Below are 19,849 nucleotides of genomic sequence, written 5' to 3'. Positions count from 1 at the left end.
CGGAGGTGCTTTATGAGTTATAACACGAAGAATTATACCGAACAAGGCGGAGAAAAAACTGTCATCGGAGGTGTTTTAGAAATTAAAGAAGGGGCCTCGGTTATGGGGCTTCCTATTGTAGAAAACCAGGCAGACAGCATAGCCACCGATGTTGCTGGTTTAGTTACGGACTTCAATTCCCTGCTTGCCAAACTAAAGGCAGCGGGGCTTATGGAGACGGACTAAGGTGGAATGTAAAGGAGGTTGGTAGTATGGCAGTGGCAGATAATCTCTTGCCTAAAGTTAAAGCGAACTTAATTTTAACGCATGATCAGGATGATTCCCTCCTTATTGGATTTATCACTGCTGCAGTTTCATATGCACAGAGCTATCAGCATGTTCCTGAAAACTATTATGAAACCCATGCCATGCCTCCAACAACAGAACAGGCAGTGATTATGTTGTCGAGTCATTTCTATGAAAGCAGGGATGGCTCGACGGCAGGTTTCTTTGCAGATAGTGTACAGGCGGGGCAACAAGTATGGAACACAGTGAACTTACTTTTACGACTTGACCGAGAGTGGGGTGTTTAGTATGAGTTTTGGAAAGATGAACACCTTCATCGATATCATCTGTACGGTACCAATAAAGGATGAGGAAGGCTTCGCCACAAAAGGTGACAACATACTCGCTAGTGTACTTGCTTATAAGGAAGATAGGCATGGCAGTGAACGGTGGACGAATATGGCATCATTTTCATCTGCAACTTCCCTATTCAGGTTCAGGAAAATCTTCGGACTTAAGGTGACGAATGAAATGGTCATCGTCTGTGATGATGGAAGATATCAGATTTTAAGTGTTGAGGATGTAAGAAATCGAGGAATGTATGTCGAGGTTTTAGCTGAAAAGCTAGAACCAACTGTGAGGTGATGGATATGGCAAAAGCGAATATAAAGATGCCAGAAGAATTCCTTTTAAAGGTATCTCGATTAGCTGACCAGACCGATGTGATTCTTCCTAAGGTTTTGGAAGTTGGCGGTGAAGTGGTGCTGGATAAAGTTAAAGGAAATCTAAGTAAGGTGGTTGGCAAGGGCACGAAATATCCATCTAAAAGTACGGGCGAGCTGCTATCTTCATTAGGACTCTCGAGTGCAAAGCAGGATAGAAACGGTAACTTCAATGTAAAAGTTGGCTTTGCTGAGCCGCGATCTGACGGTGAGAGCAATGCTAAACTTGCCAGCATCATCGAATATGGCAAACATGGTCAGCCTGCAAAACCCTTCCTAAAGCCTGCGAGGAATACATCCAGGAAACCTTGCATCAACGCAATGGTCGCCAAGCTGGAGGAGGAGATCGAGAAAATATGAATATTTTAGAGGAATTGAATACCCTTGTTTCCACTATACCGCTTCCCGTGGAAACCGGGGTTTTTTCAGGTTTGGCACCAGATGAGTATGTCGTGATTCTCCCTCTTTCGGATATTTTTGAAGTTCATGCTGATAACCGTCCAGGCTTTGATGTGCAGGAAGCGAGGATATCACTGTTCTCTAAAAATAACTATCTAAGGCGGAAAAGACAGCTCACAACTGCTTTAATAAATGCAGAGTTTACTGTGACCGAACGAAGATATATCGGTCACGAGGATGATACTGGATATCATCATTACGTCATCGATGTGGCTAAAAACTATAGATTGGAGGAATAACACATGGCAACGATCGGTCTTGATAGACTGTACTATTCAAAAATAACCGAGGACGCTAACGGTGAGGAAACTTATGCCCAACCTTCTGTACTTGCAAAAGCCATCACTGCTGAACTCTCGGTAGAACTGGTGGAAGCAATTCTGTATGCTGACGACGGTGCGGCTGAGGTTGTGAAAGACTTTAACAGTGGTACTCTCACTCTCGGTGTAGACGACATTGGTCCAACGGTCGCAGCGGATTTAACTGGCGCTTCTACTGATGACAACGGGGTACTAATCTCTGCTAGTGAAAACGTGGGTACACCTGTTGCAGTGGGGTTTCGTGCGCAAAGGGCTAATGGAACATATCGCTATTTTTGGCTGTATCGCGTTAAGTTCGGACTACCAGCAACAAACTTACAGACTAAAGCTGACTCCATTACCTTTTCCACACCCACCATTGAAGGAACCGTTATGCGCAGGAATAAGCTGGATGGATTGGGCAAACATCCATGGAAAGCTGAAGTTACAGAAGGTGATCCTGGTGTTTCATCGACCACCATAACAGGTTGGTTCACTGAGGTCTATGAACCTGTTTATACACCTGTACCATAGGAGGAGAAATCATGGATAATGAGAGAAGTGCCACAATTAACATAGGTGACAAAGAGTATGAACTGGTTTTAACTACACGAGCTACAAAGGCCATTGCCGGTCGTTATGGTGGTCTTGAAAATCTTGGAGAAAAACTGATGAAATCAGAAAACTTCGAGATGGCACTGGACGAGATTGTTTGGCTAATCACGCTGCTTGCAAACCAGTCCATTTTGATTCGTAATCTTAAGAATAAGAACGCACCAGAAGAATTGCTTACAGAGGAAGAAGTGGAGCTTCTTACCTCACCGCTTGACTTAGCGGCATATAAAACTGCAATTACCGAGGCGATGTTCAAAGGTACAAAGCGCAATGTAGAAAGTGAGGAGGAAACTCCAAAAAACGTGGAAGTCGGGTAACAGACGCTGAGGTCTTTACCCGGCTTCTTTATTATGGAACAGTTCAGATGGGCATGGACTCAGAGGAATTCTGGCTTATGCCAATTGGACTGTTTTTTGATTTATGGACTTGCCACAAGCAATGGCACGGCATTGAAAAACCAAAGAAAACTCGAACTATTGACGATATTATCCCACCAGGCATATAGGAGGAGGTGAAGGGATGGCGGACAATTTTGGATTAAAAATAGGTGTCGAGGGTGAGCGAGAATTTAAGAAGGCGCTCTCCGAAATCAATCAATCATTTAAGGTACTAGGTAGTGAAATGGCCCTTGTAACCAGTCAATTTGATAAAAACGATAAATCCATTCAATCGATCACGGCTCGAAATGCCGTTTTAAATAAAGAAATTGACGCACAGAAAGAAAAGATTTCTACCCTTAAAGCTGCCCTTGATAATGCCTCCTCCTCTTTCGGTGAAAATGACCGTCGTACCCAAAACTGGCAGATACAATTAAACAGGGCTCAGGCAGAACTGAACCTTATGGAACGTGAACTTGAGGAGTCTACAATAGAAGCGGATAATCTCGGTGAAGAGTTAGAGGATTCCGGTAAAAGTGCAGAGGATGCTGGTGGCAGGTTTGAAAAGCTTGGCGGTGTACTCAAGGGAATTGGTGTGGCGATGGGTGCGGTTGCCGTTGCCGCTGGAGCCGCGGCTATTAAGTTAGGTAAAGAGGTAGTTACTCAGTTCGGAGAATTAGAACAAAACCTAGGTGGATCGGAGGCGGTTTTTGGAGCATATGCTGCATCGATTCAGAAAACTGGTGAGGAAGCCTATAAAAATCTTGGTGTTTCCCAAAGTGAGTATCTTGCGACCGCCAACAAAATGGGGGCATTGTTACAAGGTTCTGGTATACAGCAACAGAGGAGTCTTGAGCTAACTGAAAAGGCCATGCAACGTGCGGCAGATATGGCATCTGTTATGGGTATTGATATGTCCTCGGCATTGGAGGCAGTCACTGGGGCGGCAAAGGGTAACTTTGATATGATGGATAACTTAGGTGTTGCGATGAACGCTACAAACATCGAAGCCTATGCTCTCGCAAAGGGTCTGGATTTTACTTGGAATACCGCAACACAAGCGGAAAAGGCTGAAGTGGCAATGCAGATGTTCTTTGAGAATACGGAGCAGTATGCTGGGAATTTTGCGAGAGAGTCAACCCAGACAATATCCGGTTCCATTGGATTGTTACAAGCTGCACTTGGCTCATTTACAGCCGGACTCGGCAATGCCAATGCAGATATGACAAATCTGACTGAGAATCTTGTGGATGCCTTTGAGGCGGTTGTCACCAATATCGTACCGGTTTTAGAGAATATCGTAGCCGCATTACCGACAGCGACAGGTGCAATTTTAACAGCTGTAGGTGACTTGCTTCCTATGCTTCTTGAATTAGTCACAAATATATTCACGCAAGTACTGGAAACAATTTTGAACCTTTTACCGGAACTTATTCCGGCTGCGGTCAGTGCTCTAATGACGATTGTCGGTGCATTAATTGATAACCTTCCACTGCTAATAAATGCAGCAATTGAATTAGTAACAGCACTTGTGGAGGGAATCGGCATAGCGTTACCACAACTCATCCCTGCGGCAGTTTCTGCAGTTATGCAGATTGTCCAAGGATTGATGGATAATCTACCTCTCATTTTGGATGCCGCATTGCAGTTGATTATAGGATTAGCAAAGGGATTGGTAGATGCAATACCTCAGCTTACTTCTGCGTTGCCTGTCATCATCAAAGCAATAGTGGATTTCATCATTGCATCTATTCCGCAGATTATTGAAGCGGGTATTCAATTATTGACCTCACTGGTTACAGCTTTGCCTACCATTATTACAGCAGTTGTGGAAGCAATTCCGCAAATTATCGATAGTATCATCAGTGCTGTTATTGGGTCGATTCCTTTGATTATTGATGCAGGTATCCGGCTTCTAATATCACTCATACAGGCATTGCCACAGATTATTACTACTGTTGTAGGTGCTATTCCCAAGATTGTTAGCTCGCTGGTCAATGCCATTATTGGTAACATCGATAAGATTATCTTAGCGGGTGTACAACTGTTTGTGGCACTGATTGCAAACCTACCAAGGATAATCGTGGAGATTGTTAAAGCAGTACCGCAGATTATCTCTGGACTGATCAAAGCCTTTACTGGCTATATCGGTCAAATGGCTCAAGTGGGTGGCAATCTGATTAAAGGTCTATGGCAAGGTATTTCAGACGCAGGGGCATGGCTATGGAGTAAAATATCTGGATTTTTCGGAAATGTTGTTTCAAGGATTAAAGACTTCTTCGGTATCCGCTCTCCTTCAACCCTATTTGCTGGAATTGGCCGCAACATGGGTGAAGGTATCGGTGTAGGTTTTGAGGATGCAATGACAGCAGTTTCAAGGGATATGCAAAATGCAGTGCCAACCAGCTTTGACTTTAATTACAGAGGTGTATCTGGGCAAGGCAATGCCACGGGTTCAAGTATCACTCAAAATATTTCAGTTGTGACACCTAAAGCTCTATCAGAAAAAGAATTAGCACGGGAGTTTAAGAACCTATCCCGTAAACTGGCACTTGAATTGTAAAGGAGGTACGGCAATGGAACTAACATATACCAATAGAGATGGAGAGAGTATTACGCTAAAGCAAAGCCGACCGTACTTTCTTACGAAGATAGATGGTACTGGCAACATCCGTCAAACTGTTAACACTTTCAAGGCGCCAGACCAAGATGGCGCTTTTTATATTTCCTCCACACTAGATATGCGAAACATAACGATTGAAGGTACGGTTGTTGCTGATACTCCCGATGAAGCCTTTAAAAGGAGACAACGATTCCTTCAAATATTCAGCCCAAAGCTACTAGGGACCTTTCAATACCGTGACCGACAGATATCCTGCGTGGTGGAGGAGGCAGGTTTTAGTGTTTCTAATCGGCAACGAATACCAAACTTCTTTGTCAGTCTACTCTGCCCATCCCCTTTCTTCGAGACATTAAATGAGGTGCGAGAGGAACTGGCATCATGGATACCGCTATTTGAGTTTGAATTGGAAATTCCTATGAGTGGGATGGAGTTCGGAATGCGTCAACCTAGCCAAATCATTACAGTGGAAAATATCGGGGATGTATCTTGTGGATGTGAGATTGTATTCCGAGCCTTAGGTACTGTGTCGAACCCTGAACTATTAAACATAGACACGGGAGAATATATCCGACTTCTCACTACAATGAGCGCTGGGGATGAACTTCGCGTATACACCCACTTCGCTGGTAAGCGTGTGGTCCAGATTAATGGGTCAACGATTACAAATGCTTTTTCACTGTTGGATACCAATTCGGTGTTCTTTCAACTCGCGGCAGGTCTTAATACACTGAGATACGATGCTTCTGTCAATATGGAATTGTTAGAGGTTAGTATTTACTTTCGTCCGCAGTTTCTGGGGGTGTGAAAATGGAACTGTATATCTACAATTCAAACCGGGAGCTTGCAGGCATTGTTGAATCCTTTGAGTACTTACGCTGGACGAGACGCTATTCCCAGTGTGGCTCATTTGAGTTAAAAGCGATTGCAACTTTGGAAAATACAGAACTATTAAAGGAAGGGAATATCATCTGGAAAAATGATGATGAGGAAGTCGGGATCATCGAACATCTGGAACTTTCTCAAACCGAGCATGAAATTATTACTGCAAGTGGTCGGTTTGCAACTTCCTTCCTCTCCCGCCGCATTGTTTGGCAAACGGAGAAACTGTCTGGTGACATATCTGTCTGTGTGGAGCAGTTGATAAATAATAATCTTATCAATCCTTCTGATACAGCAAGGAAGATTTCAAACATAACCTTTTCTGCTCCAAACTTAAATGTTCCCATCAGCACACAAATATCGTATAGAAATTTGATGGATGCGGTGACAGGACTATGTGTTGCTTCAGATATTGGCATTAAGACCGTGTTCTCTCCTGCGACAGGGGGATTTACCATATCGTTGTATAGAGGAAAGGAATCACAAGCAGTATTTTCTAAGGAATATGAAAATCTTACTGAACAGATTTATACGATAAGTGCAGGAGATTATGCCAACACTGCCCTTGTTGCTGGTGAAGGAGAAGGCACAGAGCGAACCTTTATTTCGATTACAGGTGGCTCAGGTGAGACAAGACATGAAATTTTTGTGGATGCTAAGGATTTGCGGGCGGAAGACTTTGGTTCGGATTACATTGATACACTAATCTTTCGAGGTCAAAGTAAGCTTAGTGAGCAGGCCATACGATATTCATTTGATACATCTATCAATCCACACGGTAATTTAACATATAAGATAGACTTCGATCTTGGGCAGACCGTCAAAGTTATTTCCAAAGCATGGGGTGTATCCATGACGACACGTATCACCGAAGTCGAGGAAACCTATGACGCAGACGGCCAGAGCATCAGTGTAGTGTTTGGAAAAGCGGAGTTAACGATAGCACAAAAAATCCGCTCTGACTTAAGCGAGGTTAAAACAGCGATATTTGCTCCAACGGGCATATCCGAAATTGCACAGGCTATAGGGACCGTGGAGGAAACGTTGGGAATTGTGGAGGAAACCTTAGGTGACTTGACTGAGGTAGATTCAGAGATTCAAGGAGACAGCGTAGCATCTACTATCAATAATCTGTATGGTAAACTACCAGCACTCGAAATCAATGTGGGCGGAGGTACTATATCCATTGGACAATATGCGTTGTACCATATGAACTCTGGGGATGCCTTTTATTTCACCTCATGGAGTGGCAATAAGTTTAGTGACCAGCCAAGTGATGACGGTCATGTCTTTTTGGTAAAGCATAACGGGGATAACACGGGGAATGGCTATCAGCGGGCAATGGGTTTCTTTATTTCTCGTAATACCATGACATTTTATGTGATTTCTGTTTTCGTATTTAACAACCCTTCTGGTCAAGCAAACTGGCTTAATATCAATAACGAACCTGTAACTACTGCAAGGATTGCCAATGGAGCAGTCACTGGCTTGAAAATTACAGACCGTACAATTACAGCCACTAAACTGGCTTCTTCCTTTAGCGACTACTCAACTACAGAACAAAACACAGGGCGGCTATGGATAGATGGCAAGACGATTTATCGTAAAGAGATAAATCTCGGTTCGCTTACGGATACAACACCAAAACATGTACCTCATGGTATAGCAAACCTCAGCACTGTTGTCAGTTTAACTGGTTTTGTCACGAATGGGAGTGTTTTCTTGCCACTGCCCCTTGCTCGTTACAACAACTTTGCATCTCAAATCGGACTCTTCGTGAATATGACCGACATTGTAGTCGAACCAGGCAATGATAGAACTGCATATACAGGCTATGTAGTTATAGAGTACACAAAAACCGTTTAGTAAGGAGGGAATAGTTTATGGAGAAAAGTGGATTTTTCAACTCATCTGATGGAGATAGAATCTATGACGCAACAGATTTCGCTGCATATTTTGGAAGCCTTGTCTCGAATGGTGTATTTTATTCTACACCAACAAACCTTCTGGTGTCTCCAGGGATTGGGTTGGTAGTGAGCATAGCAGCGGGCAGTGCGTGGATTAATGGTTATCGATATGAAAATACGGATGTTTTAAACAAACCACTTTCTACAGCAGACGGAAGCAATCCTCGCATAGACCGGGTTGTGGTTCGCTTAAGTCAAATTACGAGGAGCATTCAGCTTGCCATTGTCACGGGTACTCCCGCAGCAACACCCATAGCTCCAGAGTTGACAAGAACAAGCGATGTCTATGAACTTGGCATCGCTGATGTTTTAGTACCTTCGGCTGCCACATCGATTTCAGCAAATAACATTATAGATACCCGATTGAATACTAGCCTTTGTGGGCTGGTAAACTCGCTAGTTTCGGCTGTTTATGAATAGGAGGAGGTGAATGTAAGTGGCGGATATTAATGGCATCACTCTGCAGGCGGGTTCTAGCCCGACCGTCCATTACACAATTACTTATACCAAAAGCCGTCTAAATAATAGTCAGATGAGATACAATTTCACCATATCCGCTGCGTTGGGTTCATCAGGTTCCTTTATCCGTAGTGGTTATGCATTGCTTTGCACTATGACTGTAAATGGATCTTCTTCACAGGTACGTATTAAAGCGGCGGATGGAGATAACTGGGAAGGGACCACACCAAGGCTCAGATATGTTTCGGTAACCTGCGCTTCTACTACAGGTAATGCAACCCAGCCAGTCACATTCAAAGTGGTATCTGATGGACGATTGCCATTATCCTCTGGTGTAATTACCAATTCAAGCTATACGGTACTAAGTGCTCCATTGCTTACTACAGCTTGTGGAGCCCCAACATCTTGTACTGTTTCTCCAACACTTGCGGAAGGGAATGTGACTCTTTCTTGGAGCGGTGCTTCTGGAGGCATCAATAATATGATTTCCAGTTATGAGATTCAATATAGTGATTCCGCCGATAATGTCACATGGGGAGCATGGACAGCTCTGACAACGGTGACCACCACAGCGACAAGTGGTAGTATATCCGTTGCACCGCCTCCTACCCGAGGTAATTATCGTAGATTTCAGGTACGAACCCGTGGTACAGCAGGTGCTAGTTATTACTCTAGCTGGAAAGTATCCACAAACAGCGTCCGCAGAAATACGGTGCCAAAGCCAGCGACGACTGCTGTTGCCTCCCCGGCAGCATATAGCGATGAGACTATCACGCTTACTTGGAGCGGAGCATCTAACGGTACCAGTCCAATTAAGGGATATCAAATTGCCAGTCGCACATCTACGGATAATAGTACTTGGAGTGCGTGGAATGTGTTGACTACGTTGACACTTGCGGCAAGCGGAGGGAGCTATAACCCAATAGTTTCAAGGGCTCCAGGAACACATACTCAATTTGGTATTTGGACAATTGATACATTGGATGTTTATTCAATAGAAAAAGTCAGCAATAGTATCTATTGTAATGTCACAGCTTGTGCAGCACCGACCCTTTGCACGGTAAGTGCAACATTATCTGAAGGAAATGTCACTCTTTCTTGGAGCGGAGCATCTGGCGGTGCAGGTAACCCTATCACTTCCTATGAAATACAGTACAGTGATTCACATGATAACATCAATTGGGGTGCCTGGTTGGCATTGGCTATAGTCAATACTTCTGCAACAAGCAGTATTTTAAATGTCAGTCCACCTGCTACACGTGGCCATTATCGTCGGTTTCGAATAAGAACTCGTGGTACGGCTGGTGAGGATTATTACTCAGACTGGACTATTTCCAGCAATACTGTTCGTAAAAACATACTGCCCATACCACCGACTATTTTTGCCGCAAACCCTCCTATATATGAAGCTAATACAATAAATCTTTCATGGAGTGGGACGGTACCTGGAACCAGTGCGATTAAGCAGTATGTCATACAACAGTCTACATCGACAGATGGTGTGAATTGGTCGGCATACGTAGCACTGACGACTATTATTTCAAGCAATACCTCAGGTAGCCTTCAGGTAAATGCTTCACAAATAGCTGGTCGGTATACCCGTTATCGAATCAGTGTTACAGATGCACTTGATGCAGTTTCTGCCTTTGTAGTTAGCAACATGGTAAAGAAAAACAGCCCACCTGCATCACCAGTAGTGGACTGTCCAATGTCTGGCAATTTTACTTATAACTCTACACCACGTTTTATGATTACAACAGGGATTGAACCAGATGGACAAACACAAATAGTGGAGGTAAGGATTGACTCTGGTCCATGGCAAAATAGCGTGGACAATCCTGAGCGGTTTTCTGTAAGCGGCTATCTTGGTAATGGTGTCAAGACGATTTACCAAGCAGAACCTCTTTCTGTAGGAAATCATACCGTTACTTTTCGTTGCCTTGACAGTGATATCGAGTCAGCAAGCACAGAAGTTGTTCGTACCTTCACGATTTTAGCATTACCTTTTGAAATCATCACCGCTAATGTGACTCATGTAAAGGCAGCGCATATTAAGACGCTTCGAACTGCTATAAACAGGGTACGTAGCTATTACAATATGTCCCCTGCAACTTGGAAAGAGGAGATCATCGCAAGAAAGACCACTGTTAAGAATTGGCCATTCCATATCGTTGAAATGCGTAAAGCTATTGATGCGATTATTATGATGATTAATAGTTTCGATTCTTCCCATGCATTCGATACACCATCTGTCACATGGCTACCTATTGGTACAGGAAGACCTAGGGCAGATGTGATGCAACAAATTCATGACCTAATAAAAATAATGTAAAAATAAAATTCAGCGCTCTTGTCATTTGCAGGGGCGCTTTTCTATATGGAAATACACGAAACGGAGGTGTCTTTAATGAAAGAAATTTGGAATTGGATACAGCTGGCTATTGCCGCAGTCGGTGGATTTCTTGGGTGGTTTCTCGGCGGTTATGACGGATTTCTCTATGCACTGGTAGCCTTTGTGATCATTGACTACCTGACAGGTGTCTTTTGTGCAATTGCAAACAAAAAACTGTGTAGCGAAATTGGTGCTAAGGGGATTTTCAAAAAGGTACTCATCTTTATAATGGTAGGCATCGCTCATATTATCGATACACAAATTTTGGTTAGTATTGGAGAAAATAGTGGCATTTTACGAACAGCAGTAATCTTTTTCTACCTAAGTAATGAAGGAGTATCCATTTTAGAGAACGCTGGACATATTGGACTGCCTATTCCAGAAAACCTAAAATCGGTTTTACAGCAACTACATGGACGTGATGGGGAACCGCCTAAGCCTGGTGGTGGAAGATGATTGACTTAATATTTGATTAGAGGTGATTTTAATGAAGTTACGCAAACTATTACTTACGAACAATGCCTGCTATAAAGCGGGTAAAACCATAACGCCAAAGGGTATTATGGTTCACTCGACTGGTGCAAACAACCCATGGTTGAAGCGCTACGTTGGCCCAGACGATGGCTTGCTAGGAAAGAACCAGTATAACAACCATTGGAATCAAGACAAACCTGGAGGGCGTGAAGTCTGTGTCCATGCCTTCATTGGTAAATTAACAGATGGTTCCATTGCTACCTATCAAACATTACCTTGGAATCACCGAGGTTGGCATGCTGGCGGAGCTGCGAACAATACTCATATTGGATTTGAAATTTGCGAGGACGGATTGACCGATGCCTCGTATTTTTCTGCTGTTTACAAGGAAGCTGTGGAGCTTTGTGTACATCTTTGCAAACTCTATGGATTTAGCGAAAAAGATATCATCTGTCACAGCGAAGGTTATAAACGAGGCATTGCCAGTAACCATGGGGATGTGATGCACTGGTTCCCTAAACATGGGAAGAGTATGGACACCTTTCGAGCGGATGTGAAGAAATTACTAATCACAGAAAATAAGCCAGCAGAACCAGTGAAAAAGAAATATTACCGTGTGCAGATCGGTGCATATTCGGATAAAGCAAATGCTGAGGCACAGCTTGCCAAGGCTAAAAAGGCAGGCTTTACGGATGCATTTATTAAGTATGATTAACAAATTGAGCGAGTTAAAAATCATCGAGATTCCTAAATAAAATATTAAACTATTAATTTATCTAGCCTGCGGGGGTTCTTCCCTTGCAGGCTCTTTTTTTATGCCTTGATTTAATTAAATTCTACAAATCCTCAACTTCGACCTGTTCCCACGGCTATTAGGTAGGAGGTGATTCCTAGTGAATCAGCACGAGGATAAAAAAGTTACGAAGATCTCGGATGAGGTTATAGACAAAAGCACCACCGCACTTAAGAGAGTGTCACAGGAACAGTTACAACGTGAGTTTGATTATATTCAGGCAGAAAAATTGCTGAGAAAGATGCTCGAAAAAGGCTTAATAACTGAAGTAGAATTCAACAAGATAGATGCACTCAATCGCCAAACATTCTCCCCCTTTTTAGCTGAGATAATGCCATGAAACCGTTGATATATAAGGGTTTCAGAGGTAATATGTGACCTACCAAGAAGGAGGTGAGGCGATGAAAAAGATAACGAAAATAGAAGGGAATCTAGCCAACTCTTTTATTAAGCCAAAAACACGAGTTGTTGCCTACTGCCGAGTTTCGACAGATAGTAATGAACAGCTAGTCAGCTTGCAAGCGCAAAAGGCTCATTATGAGACTTATATAAAGGCGAATCCAGAATGGGAATATGCAGGCTTATATTATGACGAGGGAATCAGTGGCACGAAAAAGGAAAACCGCTCTGACCTGCTTAGAATGTTATCAGACTGTGAAACTGGAAGGATTGACTTAATTATTACAAAGTCCATCAGCCGATTTGCGAGAAATACTACAGACTGCTTGGAGATGGTTCGAAAACTGATAGACCTTGGGGTTCATATCTATTTTGAGAAGGAAAATATCAATACGGGTTCAATGGAAAGTGAATTGATGCTCTCCATTTTAAGTGGGCTTGCAGAAAGTGAGTCAATTTCCATTTCAGAAAATACTAAGTGGGCAATTCAAAGACGATTTCAAAACGGAACCTTTAAAATTTCCTACCCACCATATGGGTATCAAAATATTGACGGTCAGATGATAGTAAACCCCAAGCAGGCTGAAGTTGTGAAGTATATTTTTGCAGAGGTATTATCGGGAAAAGGTACACAGAAAGTTGCAAATGATCTTAATCAAAAGGGTATCCCTTCAAAAAGACGCGGTCGTTGGACAGCTACTACGATTCGAGGGATTCTGACCAATGAAAAATATACTGGCGATGTTATTTTACAAAAGACTTATACTGACAGCCATTTTAACAGGCACACTAATTATGGTGAGAAAAATATGTATCTAGTAGAAAACCATCATGAGGCAATTATCAGCCATGAGGATTTTCAAGCAGTAGATGCCATTCTTAATCAGAGAGCAAAAGAAAAAAGCATCGAAAAGCGCAACAGCAAATATCTAAACCGATATGCTTTCTCTAGCAAAATTATCTGCTCGGAATGTGGCAGTACCTTTAAAAGACGGATTCATTCATCTGGAAGAAAATACATCGCTTGGTGCTGCAGTAAGCATATTAGACAGATAACGGAATGTTCCATGCAGTTCATACGAGATGACGATATAAAGACTGCATTTGTTACGATGATGAATAAACTCATATTCGGTCAGAAGTTCATATTAAGAGCACTTTTGGAGGGGTTACGTAACCAGAACAATGCAGCGAGTTTTCATAGAATTGAAGAGTTGGAAACTAAGATTGAAAACAACATGGAGCAGAGCCAGGTGCTTACGGGTTTAATGGCCAAAGGATATCTGGAACCCGCTCTTTACAATAAGGAAAAGAACTCACTTGTACAAGAAAGAGAAAGGCTTCTTGCCGAAAAGGATCAACTTACCCGTTCCGTCAATGGCAATTTTGCAAAAGTGGAAGAAGTTGATCGACTGCTCAAGTTTGCCACTAAGTCTAAAATGCTTACAGCCCATGAGGATGAGCTGTTTGAAAATTACGTAGAAAAGATTATTGTTTTTTCACGAGAGGAAGTCGGATTTGAATTAAAATGTGGAATCACATTGAAGGAAAGGTTGGTGAATTAGATGGGTCACACACCCTATGGATATAGAATTGAAGATGGAAAGGCTGTTGTAGATGATATAGCAGCAGAAAAAGTAAGGGAATTATTTTCAGGGTACTTGGCAGGACTTTCTTTGAAGGATGCTGCTAAAAAAGCTGGGATAGACTGCTACCACGCCACAGCAAGTAAGATGTTGCAAAATAAGCACTACCTTGGCGATGAATTCTACCCTCCAATTATTGATGAGGAGACCTTTGAAAAAGCAAGAGTAGAAAAACGAAAACGAGCAGAAAAGCTAGGAAGGATATGGAAACCTAAAGATGAACCGGAAACGGATTATCCTGTAAAGTTCAAAGCAAAACCTCTAGTGCAAAAATATGACGACCCATACAAGCAGGCGGAATATGCCTACAGTTTGATAGAAAGCGAGGTGTAACAAGTGGCAGTGAGTAGGAATGTAACAGTCATTCCAGCAATTAAACGAATCGGAAATAATAAAAATAGTGAAAGCAAACCCAAAATACGAGTGGCCGCTTACTGCCGTGTTTCAACGGATAGTGAGGAGCAAGCTTCAAGTTATGACATTCAGATTGAACATTATACAAACTATATTAAGAAGAACAAGGAATGGGAATTAGCAGGTATTTTTGCGGATGACGGCATCACAGGTACAAATACCAAAAAGCGTGATGAATTCAACCGCATGATTGAAGAGTGCATGGCAGGCAGTATTGACATGATCATTACAAAATCTATCAGTCGATTTGCCAGAAACACATTGGACTGCCTTAAATACATCCGTCAGTTAAAGGATAAAAACATCGCCGTATTCTTCGAAAAAGAAAATATCAACACACTAGATTCCAAGGGCGAAATCATGTTGACCATCATGGCATCCCTTGCCCAACAGGAAAGTCAATCCTTAAGTCAGAACGTTAAGCTGGGTATTCAGTATCGATATCAGCAAGGCGAAGTCCAGGTCAACCATAAGCGTTTCCTTGGATACACCAAGGATGAAAACAAGCAACTAGTTATTGACCCAGAGGGTGCTGAGGTTGTTAAGCGGATTTACAGGGAGTACCTAGAGGGAGCCAGCCTTTTGCAGATAGCAAGAGGACTAGAAGCAGACGGTATTCTAACAGCGGCAGGCAAATCTAAATGGAGACCTGAAACACTGAAAAAGATACTGCAGAATGAAAAATACATCGGTGATGCCCTTCTACAAAAAACATATACGGTTGATTTCCTTTCTAAAAAGCGAGTAAAGAATAACGGCATCGTTCCGCAGTATTATGTAGAAAACAGCCATGAGCCTATCATTCCACGTGAGCTTTTTATGCAAGTTCAAGAAGAGATGGTTCGAAGGGCCAACCTTCATGGCGGAAAAGGCGGTAAAAAGAGAGTTTACAGTAGCAAGTATGCTTTATCGAGTATTGTTTACTGCGGACAGTGCGGTGATATTTACCGACGGGTACATTGGAATAACCGAGGATACAAGTCTATTGTTTGGCGATGCGTCAGCCGTCTAGAGGAGAAGGACTCTGAATGCACTGCCCCTACCATAAATGAGGAAACATTGCAGACAGCAGTGGTCAAGGCTATTAACGAACTTTTGGCTAACAAAGAACCCTTCATCCAAGCGCTACAGAAAAACATAGCTGCTGTATTTAATGAAGAAAAAGATAATACCACTGATGACATTGATAGCAAATTTGAAGAATTACAACAAAAGCTTCTTATCCAAGCAAAATCCAAGAATGACTATGAAGATGTGGCTGATGAAATTTACCGCCTTCGAGAATTAAAGCAAAATGCACTAGTTGAAAATGCAGAGCGAGAAGGAAAAAGGCAACGAATCGCTGAAATGACTGATTTCTTGAATGAGCAATCCTGCGAGTTGGAGGAATATGATGAGCAGTTAGTAAGGCGGCTTATTGAAAAAGTTACGGTGTATGATAGTCGAATTGATGTGGAATTTAAATCAGGCATTAGCATAGACATTGAAAATTGAAAAGAAGTTGTTATTAAGATCTAACACCTTGCTGAAATGCAGGGTGTTTTTCATATTTTTTCAATGAGTCAATACAAATTAGTTTATGAGTATTTACAAAATACAAATCGGTGGTATAATTTGTAATATAGTAAATAGTGGAGGTGTAAGCGGTGAATAAGAGCGTGACCTTTACCGTTGATGGAGATGTGTATGAGAAATTCTGCATCGCATTGAATTTAACAAATGAAACAAAAGATGCTGCAGTGGAAAGTTGTATGCGTTGGTATATTGCAAAAACTTTTGAAAAAGCATCACAAGTCTATAACCCAAAAACAGTAGCAAGACAGAATGAGGATACAAACAAGGATTTTTACGGAAAAGCAAATCAACGAATCCCAGTATGGGCTGTTAAGCCGAATCAATATAACCATAAAATCATTCGTGCTTATTTCAAGGCGGTTGCTGCCACAGGTCGTGCTACCATAGACATGATGGAACGCTTATGCAGTGACGAAAATAATCCTGAACTATACGTGCCGACTTTTAAGAATAATTACTCACAGATGAAGTTGGATGGACCTAAAAGTCACGGTAAAGTATTTGAGGATGACGGTGAAACGGTAACAATCTGGTATGAAATTGAAGATACGTTATTGAAATACAAATCAAGTTTTTGTGATTGAGAGAGTGGGTGGAGGATGGAGGTAGAGAGTTTGCTTGATTTAAGGAAATTTGTAGAAGACTTTTTCATGTACGCACAGGCTAATGAAGTTGAAATATATAATGAGTTTAGTCTTCAACATGAGCTGGGGATATTTTTACGTGAAGGACTTCAAGGGTATCGAGTTCAATTTGAAAGAAATGTGTCATATTTCACATCAGACAACAAAACCATTAAGAAGGAAATAGATATTACCATATTTAATGAAGATAAATCTGAGAAGTATGCCATTGAACTTAAGTGTCCATTAAATGGCCAGTACCCAGAGCAGATGTATTCATTCGTGAAGGATATTAAATTCATGGAAGAACTTAAAAGCCGGGGATTTACTAAAACAGCTACTGTTACCCTTGTTTCAGACAGGCCTTTCTACGAAGGGCGCAATAACGAAGGCATTTATAAATTTTTTAGAGAAGAGTATTCTGTTTATGGCAGTATTTTTAAACCTACCGGTGTAGGAAAAAATAAAGATAATGTTTCTTTATCTGGAAAGTATGATTTCAGATGGCAGAACTTAGGTGAGGGTCGTAAATATTACATAATTGAAATTTAACTTAAGGGGGATGGAATGGAAAATGAAGGATGATTATCCAACAGCGAAGGATTTGCATGATTATGAATATTACATGAAGAGCAGACCACACGTTGTTCTACTGGGCGCCGGTGCAAGCTGTGCAGCTATCCCAAATGGGGATAGGAATGGTAGGAAAATATCCGCAATGAATGGTTTCATTGAAAAGCTTGGATTGACAGATATATTAGAAAAAATAACTCTACATACTTCTTCTGATAATTTAGAAGATATTTATATGGAGCTTGATGAGCGCAGTAAAGCAGAACCTAATTGCATGGATGCCAAGCAAAAGTTAGAGGAAGTCATCCGTGACTACATGTTAAACTTCAAGTTACCTGATAGTCCTACTGTTTATGATTATTTGATTATGGGACTAACTTCAAAGGATTTAATTGCAACTTTTAATTGGGATCCACTTTTAGTGCAGGCTTATGCACGTGCTATGGCTTATACTACTAATTTGCCACAGTTAGCTTTTTTACATGGAAATGTTGCTGTTGGATATTGTTCAGAGGATAATGTCATGGGTAATGTAGGGATGCCGTGTAGATGTGGTGAACCCCTCGCTCCCACAAAACTTTTATTTCCAATAAAGAATAAAGATTATGCTAGTGATACAGCTATATCAAAGTCATGGAAATCATTGAATAATGCTTTAGAGGTAGCGTATATGGTTACTATTTTTGGATATAGCGCACCAAAGAGTGATGCAGAAGCTATTGGGATGTTGAATAAAGCATGGGGTGCGGTGAAAGACAGAAATCTTGAAGAAATAGAAATAGTTGATTTGCGTGATGAAGATGAGGTTATCCAATCGTGGGATGATTTTATTCATACGCATCATTATTCATACCATTCCAATCTTTTCACAACAACAATAGGGAGATGTCCAAGAAGAAGTTGTGAAGCAACGTTTGACAGATTGATGATGAATCATTGGTTAAAACCAGATAAAGGGTTTAAACCAGATATGGATTTTAGTGATATAGATAAATTGACTTGTGATTTAATAATTGATGAGGAAAATAAAAAAGGGACAAAGAAACTCCTTTTAGACCCATATGTGTAGATGATGTATTAAATCGCGAAATAAAAGTTACCTATTTAATAAATGGTAAATAGGAATTTAAGGAGATGGCTTATGAAATTATATTCTGAAAGACATGGTATAAGAGCACCACTGGAAAAGACATATTCTATTAACAGGGATATGTATTCATTACTTTTAGATTGCTGCAAAAGATATCAAAAAAACTTAACGCATATTTTCATTCTAAATTGTCATCATGACTTTACAGATAGTGACTATGTTGCATTTGATGAAAAAGGATTTATAACTAGAATTAAAATAAGAATCCCTTCTCTATTTCGGGATGAGTACGATAGAATTTGTGCCCCTGCATATGACGATGAATATGACCAGTATGCACTTTTAGACCTTATTGAGTTTTTTGCACAAAATATTAAGGATATCTCAGAACGATGGAATAATGAGAGATACCGAAACTATAAAACGATAGATTGCCATAACTCTTCAGATGTATTTGAAAATTTCCAGGAGGCAATAAATGAAATATTTACTGAGTCGGGGCTACTTTATGAACTTACAGATGAAAAAATTATAGAAAGAATTGTTGAAAACAGTCCACTTACAACGGAAATTGAAAATACTTTTGCAGCGGTACATGAGGTAGGCACAAGAGAGTTGTTGAAAGATGCTGTTGCATTATATAAGACACCAAATCCAACAGCACGACAAGATTCAGTGGAAAAGATATGGGATGCGTTAGAACGTCTAAAAACTTACTATACAACATTAGATAAGAAACATTCATCCAAAAAAATAGTAAATGATATGGCAAACGGAAATGATGATTTTGCCGATTTGTTTAATAATGAATTTAAGGTGTTGACGGACATTGGAAATAAATATCGCATACGGCATCATGAAACTGATAGGATTGATATTACTGATGTCCGTTATTACGACTATTTTTTCAATCGTTGTTTATCACTAATTGCACTTGCCATACAATATTTGAGGTAAAAGAAATACTGATTATGTACTATTCCTTTGAAAAAGGAAAATTCGGCAAAAAAACGTAGATGTGTTGTTAGGCTGAAATGAAAATCAAACTACATATTCTTACATTTACAATGTGATGACAATTGAATAAAGAAGCAGAAACCGTAATTGGAAAAATGAAAAGTGATTTAAAATGTCGGGTCTATTGACTTTCTCGGCTTTACCCTCAAGGAGATTGATAACCTAAAAATAAGATTCAACCAGATATTC

23 protein-coding genes are annotated in these 19,849 nt (G+C 41.1%); all 23 read left to right on the top strand.

The annotated features are described in order from the left end of the window. Positions 1 to 12: 12 nt before the first annotated feature. The 23 genes from ACIQVU_RS12690 (at position 13) to ACIQVU_RS12580 (ending at position 19,600) form a co-directional block, all read left to right on the top strand. Complete coding sequence (locus ACIQVU_RS12690; protein ID WP_053995422.1) at positions 13 to 225, top strand: head fiber protein; 213 nt, start codon at positions 13 to 15, stop codon at positions 223 to 225. 26 nt (positions 226 to 251) lie between these two features. Beyond that, positions 252 to 572: a head-tail connector protein gene (locus ACIQVU_RS12685; RefSeq protein WP_039236518.1), complete on the top strand. Its 321-nt coding sequence runs from the start codon at positions 252 to 254 to the stop codon at positions 570 to 572. 1 nt (position 573) lies between these two features. Further along, positions 574 to 909, top strand: coding sequence for a head-tail adaptor protein (locus tag ACIQVU_RS12680; RefSeq protein ID WP_039236515.1), 336 nt, complete (start codon positions 574 to 576; stop codon positions 907 to 909). A 5-nt stretch (positions 910 to 914) separates the two neighbouring features. Further along, the gene (locus ACIQVU_RS12675) at positions 915 to 1,346 is read left to right on the top strand and encodes an HK97-gp10 family putative phage morphogenesis protein (protein ID WP_053995424.1); all 432 of its coding nucleotides are present in this window, start codon (positions 915 to 917) and stop codon (positions 1,344 to 1,346) included. Next, positions 1,343 to 1,684: a hypothetical protein gene (locus ACIQVU_RS12670; RefSeq protein ID WP_402895837.1), complete on the top strand. Its 342-nt coding sequence runs from the start codon at positions 1,343 to 1,345 to the stop codon at positions 1,682 to 1,684. The genes ACIQVU_RS12675 and ACIQVU_RS12670 overlap by 4 nt, the downstream gene beginning before the upstream one ends. A 3-nt stretch (positions 1,685 to 1,687) precedes the next feature. Then, the gene (locus ACIQVU_RS12665) at positions 1,688 to 2,278 is read left to right on the top strand and encodes a major tail protein (RefSeq protein WP_136832098.1); all 591 of its coding nucleotides are present in this window, start codon (positions 1,688 to 1,690) and stop codon (positions 2,276 to 2,278) included. Positions 2,279 to 2,289: 11 nt separating this feature from the next. After that, positions 2,290 to 2,676: a hypothetical protein gene (locus tag ACIQVU_RS12660; RefSeq protein WP_402895835.1), complete on the top strand. Its 387-nt coding sequence runs from the start codon at positions 2,290 to 2,292 to the stop codon at positions 2,674 to 2,676. A gap of 47 nt (positions 2,677 to 2,723) precedes the next feature. Continuing rightward, positions 2,724 to 2,864 carry a hypothetical protein gene (locus ACIQVU_RS12655; protein ID WP_349204185.1) on the top strand — a complete coding sequence of 47 codons (141 nt, stop codon included), beginning with the start codon at positions 2,724 to 2,726 and terminating at the stop codon, positions 2,862 to 2,864. 14 nt (positions 2,865 to 2,878) lie between these two features. After that, the gene (locus ACIQVU_RS12650) at positions 2,879 to 5,299 is read left to right on the top strand and encodes a phage tail protein (protein WP_402895831.1); all 2,421 of its coding nucleotides are present in this window, start codon (positions 2,879 to 2,881) and stop codon (positions 5,297 to 5,299) included. Positions 5,300 to 5,312: 13 nt separating this feature from the next. Then, positions 5,313 to 6,164 carry a phage tail family protein gene (locus ACIQVU_RS12645; protein WP_402895830.1) on the top strand — a complete coding sequence of 284 codons (852 nt, stop codon included), beginning with the start codon at positions 5,313 to 5,315 and terminating at the stop codon, positions 6,162 to 6,164. A 2-nt stretch (positions 6,165 to 6,166) separates the two neighbouring features. After that, positions 6,167 to 8,104, top strand: a complete 1,938-nt coding sequence (locus ACIQVU_RS12640) for a siphovirus ReqiPepy6 Gp37-like family protein (RefSeq protein ID WP_402895827.1) — start codon at positions 6,167 to 6,169, stop codon at positions 8,102 to 8,104. 17 nt (positions 8,105 to 8,121) lie between these two features. After that, the gene (locus ACIQVU_RS12635; RefSeq protein ID WP_018664403.1) at positions 8,122 to 8,625 is read left to right on the top strand and encodes a hypothetical protein; all 504 of its coding nucleotides are present in this window, start codon (positions 8,122 to 8,124) and stop codon (positions 8,623 to 8,625) included. Between the two features lie 16 nt (positions 8,626 to 8,641). Next, positions 8,642 to 10,996 carry a hypothetical protein gene (locus tag ACIQVU_RS12630; RefSeq protein WP_402895822.1) on the top strand — a complete coding sequence of 785 codons (2,355 nt, stop codon included), beginning with the start codon at positions 8,642 to 8,644 and terminating at the stop codon, positions 10,994 to 10,996. Between the two features lie 75 nt (positions 10,997 to 11,071). After that, positions 11,072 to 11,512 (top strand): phage holin family protein, encoded by a 441-nt coding sequence (locus ACIQVU_RS12625; RefSeq protein WP_027625352.1) that lies wholly within the window; start codon positions 11,072 to 11,074, stop codon positions 11,510 to 11,512. Positions 11,513 to 11,543: 31 nt separating this feature from the next. After that, positions 11,544 to 12,245 carry an N-acetylmuramoyl-L-alanine amidase gene (locus tag ACIQVU_RS12620; protein WP_402895818.1) on the top strand — a complete coding sequence of 234 codons (702 nt, stop codon included), beginning with the start codon at positions 11,544 to 11,546 and terminating at the stop codon, positions 12,243 to 12,245. 178 nt (positions 12,246 to 12,423) lie between these two features. Further along, positions 12,424 to 12,663 (top strand): SHOCT domain-containing protein, encoded by a 240-nt coding sequence (locus ACIQVU_RS12615; protein WP_079421704.1) that lies wholly within the window; start codon positions 12,424 to 12,426, stop codon positions 12,661 to 12,663. A gap of 61 nt (positions 12,664 to 12,724) precedes the next feature. Next, positions 12,725 to 14,287, top strand: a complete 1,563-nt coding sequence (locus ACIQVU_RS12610; protein ID WP_402895815.1) for a recombinase family protein — start codon at positions 12,725 to 12,727, stop codon at positions 14,285 to 14,287. Then, positions 14,288 to 14,701: a recombinase family protein gene (locus tag ACIQVU_RS12605; RefSeq protein WP_402895812.1), complete on the top strand. Its 414-nt coding sequence runs from the start codon at positions 14,288 to 14,290 to the stop codon at positions 14,699 to 14,701. Positions 14,702 to 14,704: 3 nt separating this feature from the next. After that, positions 14,705 to 16,276, top strand: a complete 1,572-nt coding sequence (locus ACIQVU_RS12600; protein WP_402895809.1) for a recombinase family protein — start codon at positions 14,705 to 14,707, stop codon at positions 16,274 to 16,276. A 152-nt stretch (positions 16,277 to 16,428) separates the two neighbouring features. Then, entirely contained in the window at positions 16,429 to 16,941 is a 513-nt protein-coding gene (locus tag ACIQVU_RS12595) for a hypothetical protein (protein ID WP_402895806.1), read from the top strand. A gap of 15 nt (positions 16,942 to 16,956) precedes the next feature. Continuing rightward, positions 16,957 to 17,532: a hypothetical protein gene (locus ACIQVU_RS12590; protein ID WP_402895803.1), complete on the top strand. Its 576-nt coding sequence runs from the start codon at positions 16,957 to 16,959 to the stop codon at positions 17,530 to 17,532. Between the two features lie 22 nt (positions 17,533 to 17,554). Next, a complete protein-coding gene (locus ACIQVU_RS12585) occupies positions 17,555 to 18,622 on the top strand; it encodes a hypothetical protein (protein ID WP_402895800.1) in 1,068 nt (355 codons plus the stop codon). Positions 18,623 to 18,694: 72 nt separating this feature from the next. Next, positions 18,695 to 19,600: an AbiJ-NTD4 domain-containing protein gene (locus tag ACIQVU_RS12580; RefSeq protein ID WP_191708030.1), complete on the top strand. Its 906-nt coding sequence runs from the start codon at positions 18,695 to 18,697 to the stop codon at positions 19,598 to 19,600. Positions 19,601 to 19,849: the final 249 nt, after the last annotated feature.

Origin of the sequence: Lysinibacillus sp. NPDC098008 (assembly GCF_044760715.1) — a bacterium.
Classification (GTDB): Bacteria; Bacillota; Bacilli; order Bacillales_A; family Planococcaceae; genus Lysinibacillus.
This window is presented reverse-complemented; position numbering and strand designations above follow the sequence as displayed.